Annotated in this window: 14 protein-coding genes; 5 read left to right on the top strand and 9 right to left on the bottom strand. The window is 59.3% G+C overall.

What is annotated here, in order from left to right; all coding sequences use genetic code 11:
- Nucleotides 1-73 precede the first annotated feature (73 nt).
- The gene (locus tag VSQ83_RS13780; RefSeq protein ID WP_326427034.1) at nucleotides 74-511 is read left to right on the top strand and encodes a YqaA family protein; all 438 of its coding nucleotides are present in this window, start codon (nucleotides 74-76) and stop codon (nucleotides 509-511) included.
- A gap of 20 nt (nucleotides 512-531) precedes the next feature.
- Here VSQ83_RS13780 and VSQ83_RS13785 read toward each other — a convergent pair whose 3' ends face one another.
- The 5 genes from VSQ83_RS13785 to VSQ83_RS13805 all read right to left on the bottom strand — a co-directional run bounded on the left by VSQ83_RS13785 (nucleotide 532) and on the right by VSQ83_RS13805 (nucleotide 5,651).
- The gene (locus VSQ83_RS13785; RefSeq protein WP_219262728.1) at nucleotides 532-1,518 is read right to left on the bottom strand and encodes a hypothetical protein; all 987 of its coding nucleotides are present in this window, start codon (nucleotides 1,516-1,518) and stop codon (nucleotides 532-534) included.
- Between the two features lie 439 nt (nucleotides 1,519-1,957).
- Nucleotides 1,958-2,824: an ABC transporter permease gene (locus tag VSQ83_RS13790; protein WP_133078545.1), complete on the bottom strand. Its 867-nt coding sequence runs from the start codon at nucleotides 2,822-2,824 to the stop codon at nucleotides 1,958-1,960.
- A gap of 18 nt (nucleotides 2,825-2,842) precedes the next feature.
- The gene (locus tag VSQ83_RS13795) at nucleotides 2,843-3,703 is read right to left on the bottom strand and encodes an ABC transporter ATP-binding protein (protein ID WP_326427035.1); all 861 of its coding nucleotides are present in this window, start codon (nucleotides 3,701-3,703) and stop codon (nucleotides 2,843-2,845) included.
- 5 nt (nucleotides 3,704-3,708) lie between these two features.
- Nucleotides 3,709-4,728, bottom strand: a complete 1,020-nt coding sequence (locus VSQ83_RS13800) for an ABC transporter substrate-binding protein (protein ID WP_326427036.1) — start codon at nucleotides 4,726-4,728, stop codon at nucleotides 3,709-3,711.
- 26 nt (nucleotides 4,729-4,754) lie between these two features.
- Nucleotides 4,755-5,651: a TauD/TfdA dioxygenase family protein gene (locus VSQ83_RS13805; protein WP_019822426.1), complete on the bottom strand. Its 897-nt coding sequence runs from the start codon at nucleotides 5,649-5,651 to the stop codon at nucleotides 4,755-4,757.
- Between the two features lie 266 nt (nucleotides 5,652-5,917).
- Between VSQ83_RS13805 and VSQ83_RS13810 the strand changes: the two genes are divergently transcribed.
- Both VSQ83_RS13810 and mntP read left to right on the top strand, forming a co-directional pair.
- Nucleotides 5,918-6,355: a hypothetical protein gene (locus VSQ83_RS13810; protein ID WP_219262726.1), complete on the top strand. Its 438-nt coding sequence runs from the start codon at nucleotides 5,918-5,920 to the stop codon at nucleotides 6,353-6,355.
- A 283-nt stretch (nucleotides 6,356-6,638) separates the two neighbouring features.
- Nucleotides 6,639-7,208 carry a manganese efflux pump MntP gene (gene mntP / locus VSQ83_RS13815; protein WP_133078552.1) on the top strand — a complete coding sequence of 190 codons (570 nt, stop codon included), beginning with the start codon at nucleotides 6,639-6,641 and terminating at the stop codon, nucleotides 7,206-7,208.
- Between the two features lie 41 nt (nucleotides 7,209-7,249).
- Here the strand turns inward: mntP and VSQ83_RS13820 are convergent, their stop codons facing one another.
- On the bottom strand, nucleotides 7,250-8,434 hold the full coding sequence (locus VSQ83_RS13820; protein ID WP_133078540.1) for a sugar transporter: 1,185 nt from the start codon (nucleotides 8,432-8,434) through the stop codon (nucleotides 7,250-7,252).
- A 310-nt stretch (nucleotides 8,435-8,744) separates the two neighbouring features.
- On the opposite strand from VSQ83_RS13820, the gene VSQ83_RS13825 reads away from it, so the two are divergent.
- Together VSQ83_RS13825 and VSQ83_RS13830 are read left to right on the top strand one after the other, a co-directional pair.
- Nucleotides 8,745-9,803 (top strand): aromatic ring-hydroxylating oxygenase subunit alpha, encoded by a 1,059-nt coding sequence (locus VSQ83_RS13825; protein ID WP_133078539.1) that lies wholly within the window; start codon nucleotides 8,745-8,747, stop codon nucleotides 9,801-9,803.
- Between the two features lie 64 nt (nucleotides 9,804-9,867).
- Nucleotides 9,868-10,818 (top strand): PDR/VanB family oxidoreductase, encoded by a 951-nt coding sequence (locus tag VSQ83_RS13830; RefSeq protein WP_326427037.1) that lies wholly within the window; start codon nucleotides 9,868-9,870, stop codon nucleotides 10,816-10,818.
- 3 nt (nucleotides 10,819-10,821) lie between these two features.
- Here the strand turns inward: VSQ83_RS13830 and VSQ83_RS13835 are convergent, their stop codons facing one another.
- The 3 genes from VSQ83_RS13835 to VSQ83_RS13845 all read right to left on the bottom strand — a co-directional run bounded on the left by VSQ83_RS13835 (nucleotide 10,822) and on the right by VSQ83_RS13845 (nucleotide 14,389).
- Nucleotides 10,822-11,535: a GntR family transcriptional regulator gene (locus tag VSQ83_RS13835; protein WP_133078537.1), complete on the bottom strand. Its 714-nt coding sequence runs from the start codon at nucleotides 11,533-11,535 to the stop codon at nucleotides 10,822-10,824.
- A gap of 180 nt (nucleotides 11,536-11,715) precedes the next feature.
- Nucleotides 11,716-12,942 (bottom strand): OprD family porin, encoded by a 1,227-nt coding sequence (locus VSQ83_RS13840; RefSeq protein WP_133078536.1) that lies wholly within the window; start codon nucleotides 12,940-12,942, stop codon nucleotides 11,716-11,718.
- Nucleotides 12,943-13,057: 115 nt separating this feature from the next.
- Nucleotides 13,058-14,389, bottom strand: a complete 1,332-nt coding sequence (locus VSQ83_RS13845; RefSeq protein WP_326427038.1) for an MFS transporter — start codon at nucleotides 14,387-14,389, stop codon at nucleotides 13,058-13,060.
- Nucleotides 14,390-14,628 lie beyond the last annotated feature (239 nt).

Genomic DNA, 14,628 nt, shown 5'->3' on the forward strand with positions numbered 1-14,628 from the left:
CCACAGCGCCTTCATCGCGAGCAAGCCCGCTCCCACAACACAAGGCCGGCGCCCATCACTCGTGGAAGTTCGCGTGTTTGAATTAACCAGCTATTTCGGCCTGTTCCTGGCGGCATTCGGTGCCGCGTCACTCCTGCCCATGCAATCGGAAGCCGTGCTGGTCGGCATGCTGCTGTCCGGCAAGTACGTCGCCCTGACACTGCTGGTCGTGGCCACCCTCGGCAATGTCCTGGGTTCGGTCTTGAATTGGGTATTGGGCCGCTCGGTCGAGCGCTTTCGACACAAACGCTGGTTTCCGGTCAGCGAGCAAAAACTCGACAAGGCCCGCGCGTTCTATCTGCGCTATGGCCGATGGTCGCTGCTGCTGAGCTGGGTGCCGATAATCGGCGACCCGCTCACCATGATTGCCGGCATCATGCGCGAACCGCTATGGAGTTTCGTGCTGATCGTCACCCTGGCCAAGGGCGCCAGGTATCTGCTGTTGACGGCAGTCACGCTGGGCTGGACGTAAGTGACCAGCCCGCACTCACCTCAAACCGGGCTTGCAGTGATGCGTTGCTCCATCACAGGCGGGTATTCAGGCAGCCAGGATAGCGGCATCAGTTGATTGTATTTCTGATAGAACGAGGACTGAATCCGGCCGCGAATCTGCTCCAGCTGTTCAATCAGATCCACCAGCGCTTGCTGCTGCGAGGCCAGACGAATTTCATCCTCAGCCATATCGCTGTCGGGCAAAGCGATTGCCTTCAGCGCAATACGCTCACTGAAGTAAGCAGGCACTCGTCGACCATTGCGATGCAATTGGTTTTCGGCGCGATAGCATTGAACCAGCCCGGCCAAAATCATTTCGGCCTTGTTCAGGCCACTGGCCAGCCGGGGTTTCACATTGCGCTTTTCGTCCAGGGCCGACTGGTAGCTGACCAGTTGCTCATTGCACGCCAGGACATCCGACTCAAGCTTTTCAAGGAACTGCTGTTTGAGCGCCATCAGTTCATTGCGCACGTCGGCAATCTCGTCCTGATAGATCCCCAACGCTTGATTGCGACGCTTTTGATGTTTTTCGAATCCCGAGTGATGCTCTGCCTTGTAGGCACACAACTCAGCCTCGCGCTCGCGCACGCTGTACTCCAGGCGCTGCAGCCGTATCGCGTAATCGCTCACCAGGCTGTCTATGGCACGTTCGAAATCCTGGTCAACATGAGCACAGCGGCTCACCGTAGCGCCGATATCCAGAGCATCCAGACGGTTTTGAACCACTGCGATCCGCGACTCGGCCCACGCCAGAACCTTTTCCCGCTCCAGCTCAAGGGTCACACGGATGGTCTCTTCCGTCGCCGTCAGCCGGGTTGCTTCCTCAGGGGGATAGCCCTGCTCACCGTGGCGCCGGGCTTGCTCAACGATGTTGAGATCCCGTTTCAGGTGTTCGAACTCAGGCGGGACAAATAAAGGATTGCCAGTACGCTCGCGACTGCGATCAGCCTGCTCCAGAATGTTCATCAGTTTTTTGAATAACTGCATGGCGTTCGCTCCGAAAAAGAGGTCGTGAAGCCAAATCACTGATTTGAACGTAACGGCCGAGCTTGAAACTCGCTGCAATCGTCAGTGCCATCAAGCGATTCCGGGAAAATTCAGGAGATACATCAAGGAAGCAGCGAGGTGAGGATGATGCCTGCATCAAGCAGAGCGTGATCCTTGATCCCGACAGCAAACACTTAGGGAATAACCTTAGTGTCAAAATCATGCCAACGCCTGCCATGAATGACAAGCAATAAGTAGCACATAGCCATCAATCACAGGCATACGCTTGAAAAACGGGGATTTTTTGCGTTTAAACGACAACGTTTTGCGGCCAGTACGGACCAAAAAGAACAAAGGCCTGAAGAATCAGGCCGGCGGGAATTAGTAAGAACACAATGACGGGACCCGGATCGCCTTCAAGCGCTCCGGGTTTTGCACATCAGCGCTGCATGCCCCAGCGCTTGACCGTGACCCGCTCAAGGGTAGCGAACACCAGGTTCTCCACCAGCAAGCCGATCAGAATCACCACCGCCAGCCCGGCAAACACCTTGTCGGTGTACAGCTCATTGCGGTTCTGGAAGATATACCAGCCCAGACCGCCCTTGCCGCTCGTGGCGCCGAACACCAGCTCGGCGGCAATCAGCGTGCGCCAGGCAAATGCCCAGCCGATTTTCAGACCGGCGAGGATCGATGGCAGCGCTGCCGGGATCAGGATAAACAGCACAAAGCGGATGCCCTTCAACCCATAGTTGCGCCCGGCCATGCGCAGGGTTTCCGAGACGCCGAGAAAACCCGCATACGTGTTCAGGGCCAACGCCCAGAGCACCGAATGCACCAGCACGAAAATCAGGCTGTTCTGCCCCAGCCCGAACCACAGCAATGCCAGTGGCAACAGGGCAATGGCCGGCAACGGGTTGAACATCGACGTCAGGGTGCTCAGCAAATCACGACCCAACTGGGTCGAGACCGCCAGCGTGGTGAGCGCAAACGCCAGAAGGATCCCGATCAGGTACCCCTTGAGCAGCACCACCATGGAAATGCCCACCTTACTCAGCAATTCACCGCTGATCAGGCCGTGATACAGGGCACTGCTCGTTTGCAAGAACGTGGGCAGCAGCAGGTCGTTGTTCTGGTAGCGCGCCACCAGCTCCCAGAGCACGGCCAGCACGACCAGAATCAGGCTTTTGCGTAACCAGCCCTGCTGCCAGAGACGCTGGCCAAGGGGCAGTTCGCGCTCCAGCGGCACCGTCAGCAACGGCTCCAGGACCACTTCATACTCCTGGCGTACAGATGATGATTGGCTCATCGGGCAATCCTCCACGGCTCAATAAGCGATACGGATATCAGCGAAATTCAGGGGTTGTTCGTCAGTGCCTGCATCGGTTTCATCGAACAGCAGCCGATGAATACGCCGCGCCGTGTGCTGGAACCCCGTACCACCCAGGCTGTGCAGATCGTACTGATGGCTGTTGATTTCAGCCCGCACACGCCCGGGGTGTGGCGACAGCAGCAAGATCCGGTTGCCCACCACCAGCGCCTCTTCGATGGAGTGGGTGACAAACAGCAAGGTAAAGCGCACCTCCTCCCAGAGCAGCAGCAATTCTTCCTGCATCTTGCTCCGGGTCAGGGCGTCGAGTGCGGCAAAGGGCTCGTCCATCAACAGGATTTTCGGCTGCATCGCCAAGGCCCGGGCGATCGCCACGCGAGCCTTCATGCCACCGGACAAGGTGTGCGGATAAGCATCGGCAAACGCTGCCAGGCCGACCTTGTTCAGATAATGCAATGCCCGCTCCTCGGCTTCACGCCGTGGCAGGGTTTTGGAGGCCAGCAAAGGGAACATCACGTTTTGCTTGACCGTCTTCCAGGGCGGCAGCTGATCAAACTCCTGGAACACCACCATACGGTCCGGCCCCGGTGCGGTGACGGCCTGGCCCTGGAGACGGATCTGCCCCTCACAGGGTGTGTGAAACCCGGCGACTGCCTTGAGCAACGTCGACTTGCCGCAGCCCGAAGGGCCAAGCAGGATAAAACGGTCCGCCGGATCGATTTCAAAACTGACCTGGTGGGTCGCCCTCACCACACGTTGCGGCGTGCGGTACTCAAGGCTTACCTGATCGACCGACAACAGGGCAGGCCCTGTTGCGTTCAAGTGGCTGGCCGTGTGGCCTTGCACGGAGGCGTTCATGGCTGTCAGCTCCCCTGCAGCGGTTTGGCGTCCTGGAAGAAGTAATCTTTCCAGGAGTCGGGTTTGTTTTTGATCGCGCCAACGCGGTACAGAAACTCAGCCAGTGGGTAAGTGTTTTTCGGCGTCACGCTGAACTCGTACTCCGGGGTGTCGATGATCTTCAGCAACTCGTCGCGATCGACTTTGGACTGGGTTACGCGAATGTATGTGTCAGCGGCAGCAGCCTTGTCGTTCTGGGCAAACTCGGCCGCCTCGGTCAACGCCTCGACGAAGGCCTTGTAGGTTTTAGGGTTGTCGTTACGGAACTTCTCGGTGGCAAACAGCACGGTCGGTGAGTTGGGGCCGAGCAAGTCGTAGGTATTGAGCACCACGTGTACGTTGGGGTTTTTCAGCGCCTGATCCTGGAACGGCGGGTTGGAAAAATGCCCGCTCAGCTCTGTACCACCGGCAATCAGCGCAGCCGTGGCATCAGGATGGGGGACGGCGATGGTGTACTTGTCCAGCCGGTTGAACTCCTTGTCGCCCCATTGCTTGGCAGCCGCATATTGCAAAAAGCGTGACTGCACGGAAACACCCACAGCAGGCACGGCAATGCGGTCCTTTTCGGAGAAGTCGGCAATGGTTTTGACGTTCGGATTATTGCTCAGCAGGTAGTACGGAAAGTTGCCCAGCGATGCCACGGCCTTGACGTTCTGCTTGCCGTGGGTGCGATCCCAGATAGTCAGCAGCGGGCCAACCCCGGCGCCGGCAATGTCAATGGAACCGGAAAGCAAGGCATCGTTGACCGCCGCTCCGCCGGACAATTGAGTCCAGTCGACCTTGATGTCGATGCCCTCCTCCTTGCCGTGTTTCTCGATCAGGTTTTGATCGCGCACCACGTTGAGCAGCAGGTAGACAATGCCGAACTGTTCGGCGATACGGATCTCGCCTTCGGCATGGGCCACGGTGGGTGCGACCAGGCTGCCGGCAAGCAGACTCAAGCCCAGGCCTACACTGGCAGCGACGGTTTTGAATGATTTGGGCATGGCTATGCTCCTTGAAATAGGGACGATCAGTAAGGGGCGTTGCCCTGAATGGTGGTGCGATAGAGCTTGCGACGCAGATGGCTTGGGCATCCGGCAGCGAGATGGATCAGCGAACGGTTATCCCAGAACACCAGGTCATGGGGCTGCCATTGATGGCGGTAGATGTTTTCAGGCAGCACGCTGTGGGCGAATAGCTCTGCCAGCAACTGGCGGCTTTCATCCTCGGGCAGGCCCACAATGCGGGTCGTGAAACCCTCGCTGACAAACAGGGCCTTGCGGCCGTTTTCCGGGTGGGTCCGTACCACCGGATGCACCACCTCGCTGACCTGAGCCAATTGCTCCGGGGTCAGGGTCGGGCGCCAGTTGCCTTCAAATTTGGTTTCGCTGTAGCGCGCCGTATACGAATGCGCGGCCGAGCGGCCTTCCACGGCACTGCGCAAGGCTTGCGGCAGGCCGTCCCAGGCTTTGTGCATGTCGGCGAACAGCGTATCCCCGCCTTCGCTCGGCAGCTCCTGGGCATGCAGCATCGAGCCCAGGCTCGGCAGCTCTTTATAGGAAAGATCGGAGTGCCAGAACTTGCCCGCATCCCCCAGGCCGATGGATTGGCCGTTCTCGATAATATTGGAGACGATGAGAATTTCCGGGTGCCCGGTCAGCAGAAACTGCTTGAGCACATGGATCTGCAAAATGCCAAAACGGCGACTGAAGGCGATCTGTTGCTGCGGGGTAATGCGCTGATCGCGGAACACCACTACGTGATGCTCCAGATGCGCGCGGTGAATGCGCGCAAAATCCTGGTCATTGACCGGCAACGCCAGATCAAGCCCGATGATTTCGGCTCCCACGGCACCGCTGAACGGGCGAATCTCAAAAGACTGAGGGGCGATGCTTACAGCAATCGCAGAGGCAGACGGTGCAGACATAAATCACTCCCACGCAGAGCACACCCAATGGCGCGCTGATCGATCAGAAACTCACGGAGGTCCCGTGTTGGTTCATTTCGTGCGGCGCGTCGATTGGTCGACCTGTACGCAGGGGTATGACTTTATAGGTATAAGAAATTTAATTTAAATACCGTTAGGGAATAAGCATATGACCTGTGATCCGGCTTATTTCGCGCCACGGCCTAAAGCACTGGCGCGCCCTGCCGATGGACTTGAATGGCATAAGGTTTAAAGGACGAATCGACATGGTCGGCAGCATCAACCCCTTGGCATCCAGCCTGAATATCCAGAGCGTGGCCAGCACTGCATCCAGCAACGCGCCGGACAGCAGCGCCGTGAGTGACGCCAGCGCCACGGCCACCGAACAGGTCAAGCCGCGAGCGTCCAGGGGCGCCAATGCGGCACCTGCACCAGACAGCAGTGACGACAGTTCAGACACGGTCAAGCAGTTGAAAAAACAGATCGCGCAACTGCAAAAACAGCTCCAGCAGCAGATGCAGGCACTGCAAAGCATTCAGGCCAGCGACCAGAGCCCGGACGCCAAGGCCGCTGCCGTTGCCGGGGCCCAGGCACAAGTGACGGCGACCACTGCGGCGCTGCAAGCGGCCACGGCCGCATTGCTGCAGGCACTGACAGCCCAGGGCAGCAGCGGCTCGGGGTCGATGGTCAGCACGTCGGCCTGAATGCCCCCCTGCGGGAGCTGACCACGGTTTTCAGGCGATCTTATAAACGAAGAATCCTACGATAAATTTAGCCTTTTCCCTTAATTGCATCATTTGCTGTTATTCTGCGCCCCTCTTTGGGGAGTAGCTGGCCGTCACTTGCGTGGCGGCGCTCTGGTCAACATTCTCGGCAACCTGCCGTGGCCATGGCATCCATACGGATTTGCGAGACCAACGTCATACCTGTGCTGAAGTCGGGCGCGCAGTGCTATGTCGTTGCCTCAAGCCCGGCTGGATGACTGAATTGAACCCAATTGCCCTGATTCTCCTGGCTTTCGCCATGTCCACCGATGCTTTTGCCGCCGCCATCGGCAAAGGCTCAAGCCTGCACAAACCCCGTTTCAGCGAAGCCCTGCGCACCGGTCTGATCTTTGGTGTGATCGAAGCCATTACGCCTGTGATCGGCTGGGCCATCGGTCAGGCGGCCAGCAGCTACGTCACTCAGTGGGACCACTGGATCGCCTTCATCCTGCTGCTGGGTCTGGGCCTGTACATGATCTACAACGGCGTAAAACCCGATGAAGACGAGCCCGAAGACAAACCGTCGCAACACTCTTTCTGGATTCTGGTGGTCACGGCCATCGCCACCAGCATCGATGCGCTGGCGGTAGGCGTCGGCCTGGCTTTTGTGGACGTCAATATCCTGGTGGCAGCTGCTGCCATCGGCCTGGCCACCATGACCATGGTCATTATCGGCACCATGCTTGGCCGGGCGCTGGGCAGCCTCGTCGGCAAGCGTGCGGAGATCGTGGGCGGCGTGGTGTTGATCATCGTGGGCGCCACGATTCTGTACGAGCATCTGAGCGCCGTGTAATACCTTCCGGGGCTCTGGCATTGCGCCAGAACCCCGGTTTGTCAGGCCTGTGCGGCGCTGCGGTTTAGCCGGTACATGGTCCAGGCGTAGAACACCAATGCCAGCCCCGCCAGCGAACCCCCCGCCAGCCCGATCCAGGCAAAGCCGAAATGGCTGCCCACCGAACTGCCCAGCAGCGCACCCCCGCCGATCCCGATGTTGTAAATACCCGAGAACATGGCCATCGCCACATCCGTTGCATCGGGCGCCAGTGTCAGAACCCTGGACTGCATCGCCAAACCAAACCCCATGATCGCCATCCCCCAGATAATGCTCAACACACCCAGGGATTCAATCCAGTTGCTGGCCGGCAACAGCAACAGCAGGCTCAGCGCGATCAGGCCTACAGCGATCAACAGGAAAGCCTGCGGGCTGTACTTGTGGAACCAGCTGAAGCAAAGGGAACCGATAATCCCCGCACCGCCGAACAGCAGCAGAATCAGGGTAACGGTACTGCCACTCATGCCGGCCACACCCTGCACAAAGGGCTCGACGTAGCTGTAGGCAGTGAACTGTGCCGTGATCACCACCGCCGTCAGCACATAGACCGCCACCAGCGCAGGTCGCTTGAACAATACCGGCAGGCTTCTGAGGGAGCCCGAGTTCTGGCTTGGCAACAACGGCAAGGTTCTGGCCAGCCAAAACACCAGCACTGCGGCAAGCACCGCAATCACGATAAAGGTTGTACGCCAGCCCATCGCCTCACCCAGCAAGCGGCCCAGGGGAACACCCATGACCATCGCCAGCGACGTGCCGGTCGCCAACAGGCCCAAGGCTTGCACCTCCTTGCCTTCTGGCGCCAGCCTCACCGCCAGTGACGCCGTAATGGACCAGAACAGGGCATGAGACAACGCTACCCCGATCCGGCTTAACAACAAAATGCCGAAGTTGGCCGCCAGGCTCGACAGTACATGACTGGCGATAAACAGCCCGAACAGCACGAGCAACAACTTGCGGCGCTCGACGTTGCGGGTCAGCAGCATGATCGGCAGCGATGCCAGCGAAACCACCCACGCATAGATGGTCAACATCAGTCCGACCTTGGCAGTGGACAGATCAAAGCTGCCGCCAATCGCACTCAACAACCCCACAGGCACAAATTCCGTGGTGTTGAACACAAAGGCGGCCAGCGCCAGCGCGATGACCGGCTGCCAGGTGGCATTGGAGGTAGAAGTGGGGTTGGTCATTTAAAGAATGCACTACTCGCTATCGATGATCTAACAAGCCCATGACACGACCGCCCTTGCAGACCCTTCGAGCCAGAACCACGCAGACGATAGTTTATAGCCTTCTCGGGGAGCTGTTGATGAACATCGGCTCTCCCTGCATATTTATTTAATGGATCCACTGTTATCGCTCATCTTTGCATTTTGTGTTCGATAATCGCCAAAACCCCCAGCAAAACCCAACAATACTCCCACATGAAATTGACTTGAAAGATACCAATGCCGCCTAATGGATCCATAAAAGCAATAACACCTGATCTGGAGATTGGTCATGTACCCAAAAAACACCTGGTACGTCGCATGCACCCCCGATGAAATCACCGACAAGCCTTTGGGCCGGCAGATTTGCGGCGAGAAAATGGTTTTTTATCGCGGCCACGAAAACAAAGTCGCCGCTGTCGAGAACTTTTGCCCGCATCGCGGTGCTCCCCTGTCACTGGGTTATGTCGAGAACGGCAACCTGGTGTGCGGCTATCACGGGCTGGTCATGGGCTGCGACGGCAAAACCGTCGAGATGCCCGGACAGCGGGTACGCGGTTTCCCGTGCAACAAGACCTATGCCGTGGTCGAACGCTACGGCTTTATCTGGGTATGGCCCGGCGATCAGGATCAAGCCGACCCTGCATTGATCCACCACCTGGAGTGGGCAGTGAGCGATGAATGGGCCTATGGCGGCGGCCTGTTTCATATCGGTTGCGACTATCGCCTGATGATCGACAACCTGATGGACCTGACCCACGAAACCTACGTACACGCCTCCAGCATTGGCCAGAAGGAAATCGACGAAGTCGCCCCGACCACCACGGTTGAAGGCAACGAAGTCGTCACGGCGCGGCACATGGAAAACATCATGGCCCCGCCGTTCTGGCGCATGGCCTTGCGCGGCAATAATCTGGCCGACGATGTGCCGGTGGACCGCTGGCAGATCTGCCGCTTCTCGCCACCCAGCCACGTCTTGATCGAAGTCGGGGTCGCTCACGCGGGCAAAGGCGGCTACCACGCAGCCCCCGAGTTCAAGGCATCGAGCATCGTGGTCGATTTCATCACCCCTGAAACAGACACCTCGATCTGGTACTTCTGGGGGATGGCACGCAACTTCAACCCTCAGGATCAGGCGCTCACCGCGACCATCCGCGAGGGCCAGGGCAAGATTTTCAGCGAAGACCTGGAGATGCTCGAACAACAGCAACAAAACCTGCTGGACCACCCGCAACGCGCATTGCTCAAGCTCAATATCGACTCGGGCGGCGTGCAGTCACGCCGCGTCCTGGACCGCATCATCGCCAGCGAACGCACACCCGAGCCACACCTGATCGCCACTGCGCAGTAATTCCCGGACGGGGGCGAGCGCACGTGGGCCAGCCCCCTCAATGGCAACGCTTTGAGGAAGCAGCATGATTGATGTGGTGGTGGTATCTCGCAACAACGAAGCACAGGGCATTTGCACCTATGAGCTGGCCAACGCCGATGGCAGCGCCCTCCCCGCGTTCAGTGCCGGATCGCACATTGATGTGCACCTGCCCGGCGGACTGATCCGCCAATACTCCCTGTGCAACCATCCTGATGAACAGCATCGCTACCTGATTGGCGTGCTCAGGGATCCGGCTTCACGGGGCGGCTCGCAAAGCCTGCATGAACAGATCAAGAGTGGCGATAGCCTGCGCATCAGTGAACCGCGCAACCTGTTCCCGCTGGTCCACGAAGCCCGCCGCAGCTTGCTGTTTGCAGGGGGCATAGGGATCACCCCGATTCTGTGCATGGCGGAGCGCCTGGCCCACAGCGGCGCAGATTTCGAACTGCATTACTGCGCCCGGTCCAGCGAGCGGGCGGCCTTTGTCGAGCGCCTGCGCAACTCGCCTTTTGCGGACCGGGTGTTCATGCACTTCGACGAGCAGCCAGAGACCGCCCTGAATGCAGCCCAGGTGCTGGCCAGCCCGCAGCCCGGCACCCATTTGTACGTGTGCGGCCCGGGCGGCTTCATGCAGCATGTTCTGGACAGTGCGCGCGCTCAAGACTGGCAGGAGCACGCCCTGCACCGGGAGTACTTCGCCGCCGCCCCGGTTGACAGCAGCAACGACGGCAGCTTTTCGGTCAAGGTGGGCAGCACCGGCCAGGTCTTCGATATTCCAGCGGACAAAACCGTGGTCCAGGTCCTGGAAAGTCACGGCATCGATATACCCATGTCATGCGAGCAAGGGGTATGCGGCACGTGCCTGACCCGCGTGCTGGAAGGCGTTCCGGATCATCGCGACATGTTCCTCACCGAAGAGGAGCAGGCTTGCAACGATCAGTTCACTCCGTGCTGTTCGCGCTCGAAATCGCCCATGCTGGTGCTGGATATCTGAACTTCAATCGGAGCGGTGGATCACTTTCATCCGCTCATTGGCAGTGGCCGAGCCGAAGATTTCGGCATAGCGCAACGTCGCGTTGGCGTGCTCGCGCATGATCGCTTCGGCGCGGGCACCCTGGCGACTGACCAGCGCATCGAACACCGAATGATGCTGCATATGGGCATAGTTGAAGCGCCGGTATTCACGGGCCATGTCCTTGCGATCAACCGCCAGCGCCGTCACTGAAGCAAACGGCAAATGATCATTGCGTGCCAGGGCATCGGCAATGGCCGGGTTGTGACTGCCCTCAACGATAACCTGATGAAAGCGCATATTGAGGTCGTGATAGACCTCAAGATCGTCCTCGGTGACGAAGCCTTTATCGAACAGCTCATCCCCTTGCAACAGGCACAACTCCAGGGCGGCCCGTGCCTCTCCCGACAGCCCGCGTTCGGCCGTCAAACGTGCCGCCAGGCCTTCGAGCACCCCGCGCACCTCCACCGCACCCGCAATGTCATTGGCACTGACCGAACGCACCTGAAAACCGCGCCCGCCGAAACGCACCAGCAAGCCTTCCTGCTCAAGCGTGCGAAAGGCCATGCGTACCGGCATGCGGGAGACGCCGAACAACTCGGCAGTGGGAATTTCCATGAGGCGTTCGCCAGCGGCAAGCTCGCCTGAGGCAATCATCTTGCGCAGTGCAATCAGCACCAATTGACCGGGTTTGCTCATCCAGGCAGCATCCAGAAAACGTGAGCGGCCATAGTAACGCATGAGCGGCTATAGAGACTGAGCGGCGCACACATCCCTCAGCATCTACTACCTGGCACATCCCCCTGTGGGAGCGGGCTTGCTCGCGATGGTATCGACGCGATTCGACAGACACACCGCACTGCCTGCATCGCAGCCCCCCTACATCGACAACGGATAACTCACGATCACACGGGTCTGGTCGAAGTCGCTGTTGAAGCTACGACGGTTGGTGGCGTTGTTGACGCGCAAGCTGAGATTCTTCAGCGTGCCGCTCTGGAACGTATAGCCGACTTCGGTATCGCGCTCCCATTCCTTGCCGTTAGTCCCCTGTTTGGTGGTGGCGTTGTCGCCATGACCATAGCGAACCATCGCCAGCAATCCAGGCACCCCGAGCGCGGCAAAGTTGTAGTCGTAACGCGCTTGCCAGGAGCGCTCGTCGGCATTGCTGAAGTTACCGTTGAACATGTCGTTGCCCAGCGTGCGCCCGCTGCTGCCGTACACCGACATCCAGCCGCTGTCCCCGCTGACCCGCTGCAACCCCAGGTACAACGTGTGCCCGCCCGTAGCCGCGGAGAACAGTCCGTACGCCGTGCGGCTGCTGACCCGACCGATACGCGCGCTACCATCGTCCTTGTCGATGAAGTAACCCAGATTGGCGCCCAGCACCCAGTCACCCACCGGCTGTTTGTGCAGCAGATTGAAATAGCTTTGCTGATAGATATCCGCCAACTGCGAATGCCACGCCCCCACCTGGGTACGCTGCTCATTGAAACGGTACTCAGCCCCCGCATAGTTGAATCGGTCGGAGGTCACGCCCGGCGCAGCCCACGCCGCCAGATCCTGCATGTCCGAAGAATTGCGCAGGCTCACGGCCCGGTATTGCCCCGCCTGCAGCCCCAGGCCTTCAATCTCCCTGGACACCAGCATGGCGCCACGGAAGGTCTGCGGCAGCAGTCGCCCATCGTCGTAGCGCAACACCGGAACATCCGGCAGCAGTTCTCCAACCTTCACTTCCGTTTCCGAAAAGCGCGCCTTGGCCGCCAGCCCTGCCCGGCCAAAGTTATCGGCCGCGCGACCATCGCTGTTCACCGGCAGCAGTTCAGAGCCACTGGCCACGCGACTGCTGTCGAGCTTGACCCCAAGCATGGCAATCCCTTCCAGGCCAAAACCCACAGGCCCCGGGGTGTAACCGGAGCTGAATTTCAGAATAAAGCCCTGTGCCCATTCATCCACCTTGCTTTTGCCGGCGCTGTGGTCACGAAAATCACGATTGAAGTAGTAGTTGCGCAGCATCAAATCGGCCTTCGCGCCGTCAAAAAACCCTTCATCCTGGGCCATTGCCGAGGCACACACCGACAACGACAGCAAACCTGTAAGCATCTTCATTATTATTGTTCTCCGATTGTTGGGCGCAGCCGCTCCCCGCAGCTGATACAGCCCGCCCAGACAGATAGATAAGGGTATGCGCCCGGCCAGGCCGGGCATTGATCAGAAGGTTGAATCAGGCCTGGGCCAGCGCCGGTTGTGCCTGCGAAGTCGACGGTTTGAGCAGCAGCAAGCAACCGGCCGCGATCACGAACACGATGGCAAACACGCCATACAGGTGCAGGGGCTGCCAGCCGGCATCCAGCAGAAAACCGGCCACAATGGGCGACAGGATCGCGCCGATACGCCCAATGCCGATCCCCCAGCCCACGCCCGTTGCTCGTACGGAAGCGTCATACACCACTGGCGACAATGCATAGAGCCCGGCAACGCAGCCATTGGAAAACAGCCCGATCAGCAATCCAAGCCCCAACGCGGCCATGACCGAAGACCCAGAGCCGACAAACAGCACCAGCAAGCCCGCGGTAATCAGCATGAACAGCGACAGCACCCGGGTCAGCGGCCAGCGCGATGACAAGCCGCCAATCAGCGCCGCGCCAAAGATCCCGCCCACGCTCAACAGCACGCCGCCGGTAATGCCCTGTTGCGCCGAAAGCCCGGCCGACACCAGCAGTTTTGGCGTCCAGCTCATCACAAAGTAAAAGCCGAACATCACCAGGAAGAACAACAGCCAGATCAGCAGCGTGGTGCGGCGCATGGCGGGCGCCAGAAGCTTGGTCAGGCCGGTACTGGCACCCGCCGGACTCACCACCGCAGCAGGCATCTGGTTCAAGGCTGGCTGACCCAGGCGTCGGGCCAGGCTATTGATACGTTGCAAGGCCGTGGCCGGGCGGCGCGCAAGCAAAAAGTCCAGCGACTCGGGCAGCCACAGCAACACCAGCGGGATCACCGCAAAAGTCACAACCCCGCCGAAGACAAACACCGAACGCCAGCCCCAATGGGTCAACAACCAGACTGCCAGCAAACCGCCCAGGGTGGCGCCCAGGGCATAGCCGGTGGATTGCAGACTCACTGCCAGGCCGCGCCAGCGCTTGCTGGCGTACTCGCTGGCAATCACGTTGCTGCTGGCCAGAATCCCGCCAATCCCCAGCCCCGTAAGCCCGCGCAGCAGCGCCAACTGCACCGGTGTCTGGCTCAACGCCGAAAGCAGCATGCCCGTGCCGCTGACCACCAGGCACAACAGGATCAATGGGCGTCGACCGATGCGATCTGCCCAGGGGGCGAGAAACAGCGAACCCGCCGCCATGCCAAACAGCCCGGCACTGAGCAACATGCCGATTTGCGCCCCGCTCAGGCCCCACTCGGCCGACACCGAAGCCGCCGTGAACGCCATCACCAGCACATCAAAGCCATCGATCATGTTCAACACGATGCAGATCCCGATGGCGAGCCATTGAAACCGCACCATCGGACCGTTATCCACGCGAGCTTTCAGATCGATATCCATCATTGCACCTGCCTGTCGCAAGCGACCCGGACAAGGCAAACGCAAAACACGGCAGTGCGCGCAGACATAAAGCGGACAGAACCCTGACAGTTCTGTGCTCTGGATAAGCCTTTCATGACGAGACCCTTTTTTTGTAATTTTTATGGGCGACGGTCAGGAAGGAATCCAGCCATCGCCAGGGCGCTAGTCAACCCGTTAATGGATCCACAGGCAATATGAGGGATTGTCACAATATCAAG

Source organism: Pseudomonas sp. DSV-1 (assembly GCF_035830915.1).
Classification (GTDB): Bacteria; Pseudomonadota; Gammaproteobacteria; order Pseudomonadales; family Pseudomonadaceae; genus Aquipseudomonas.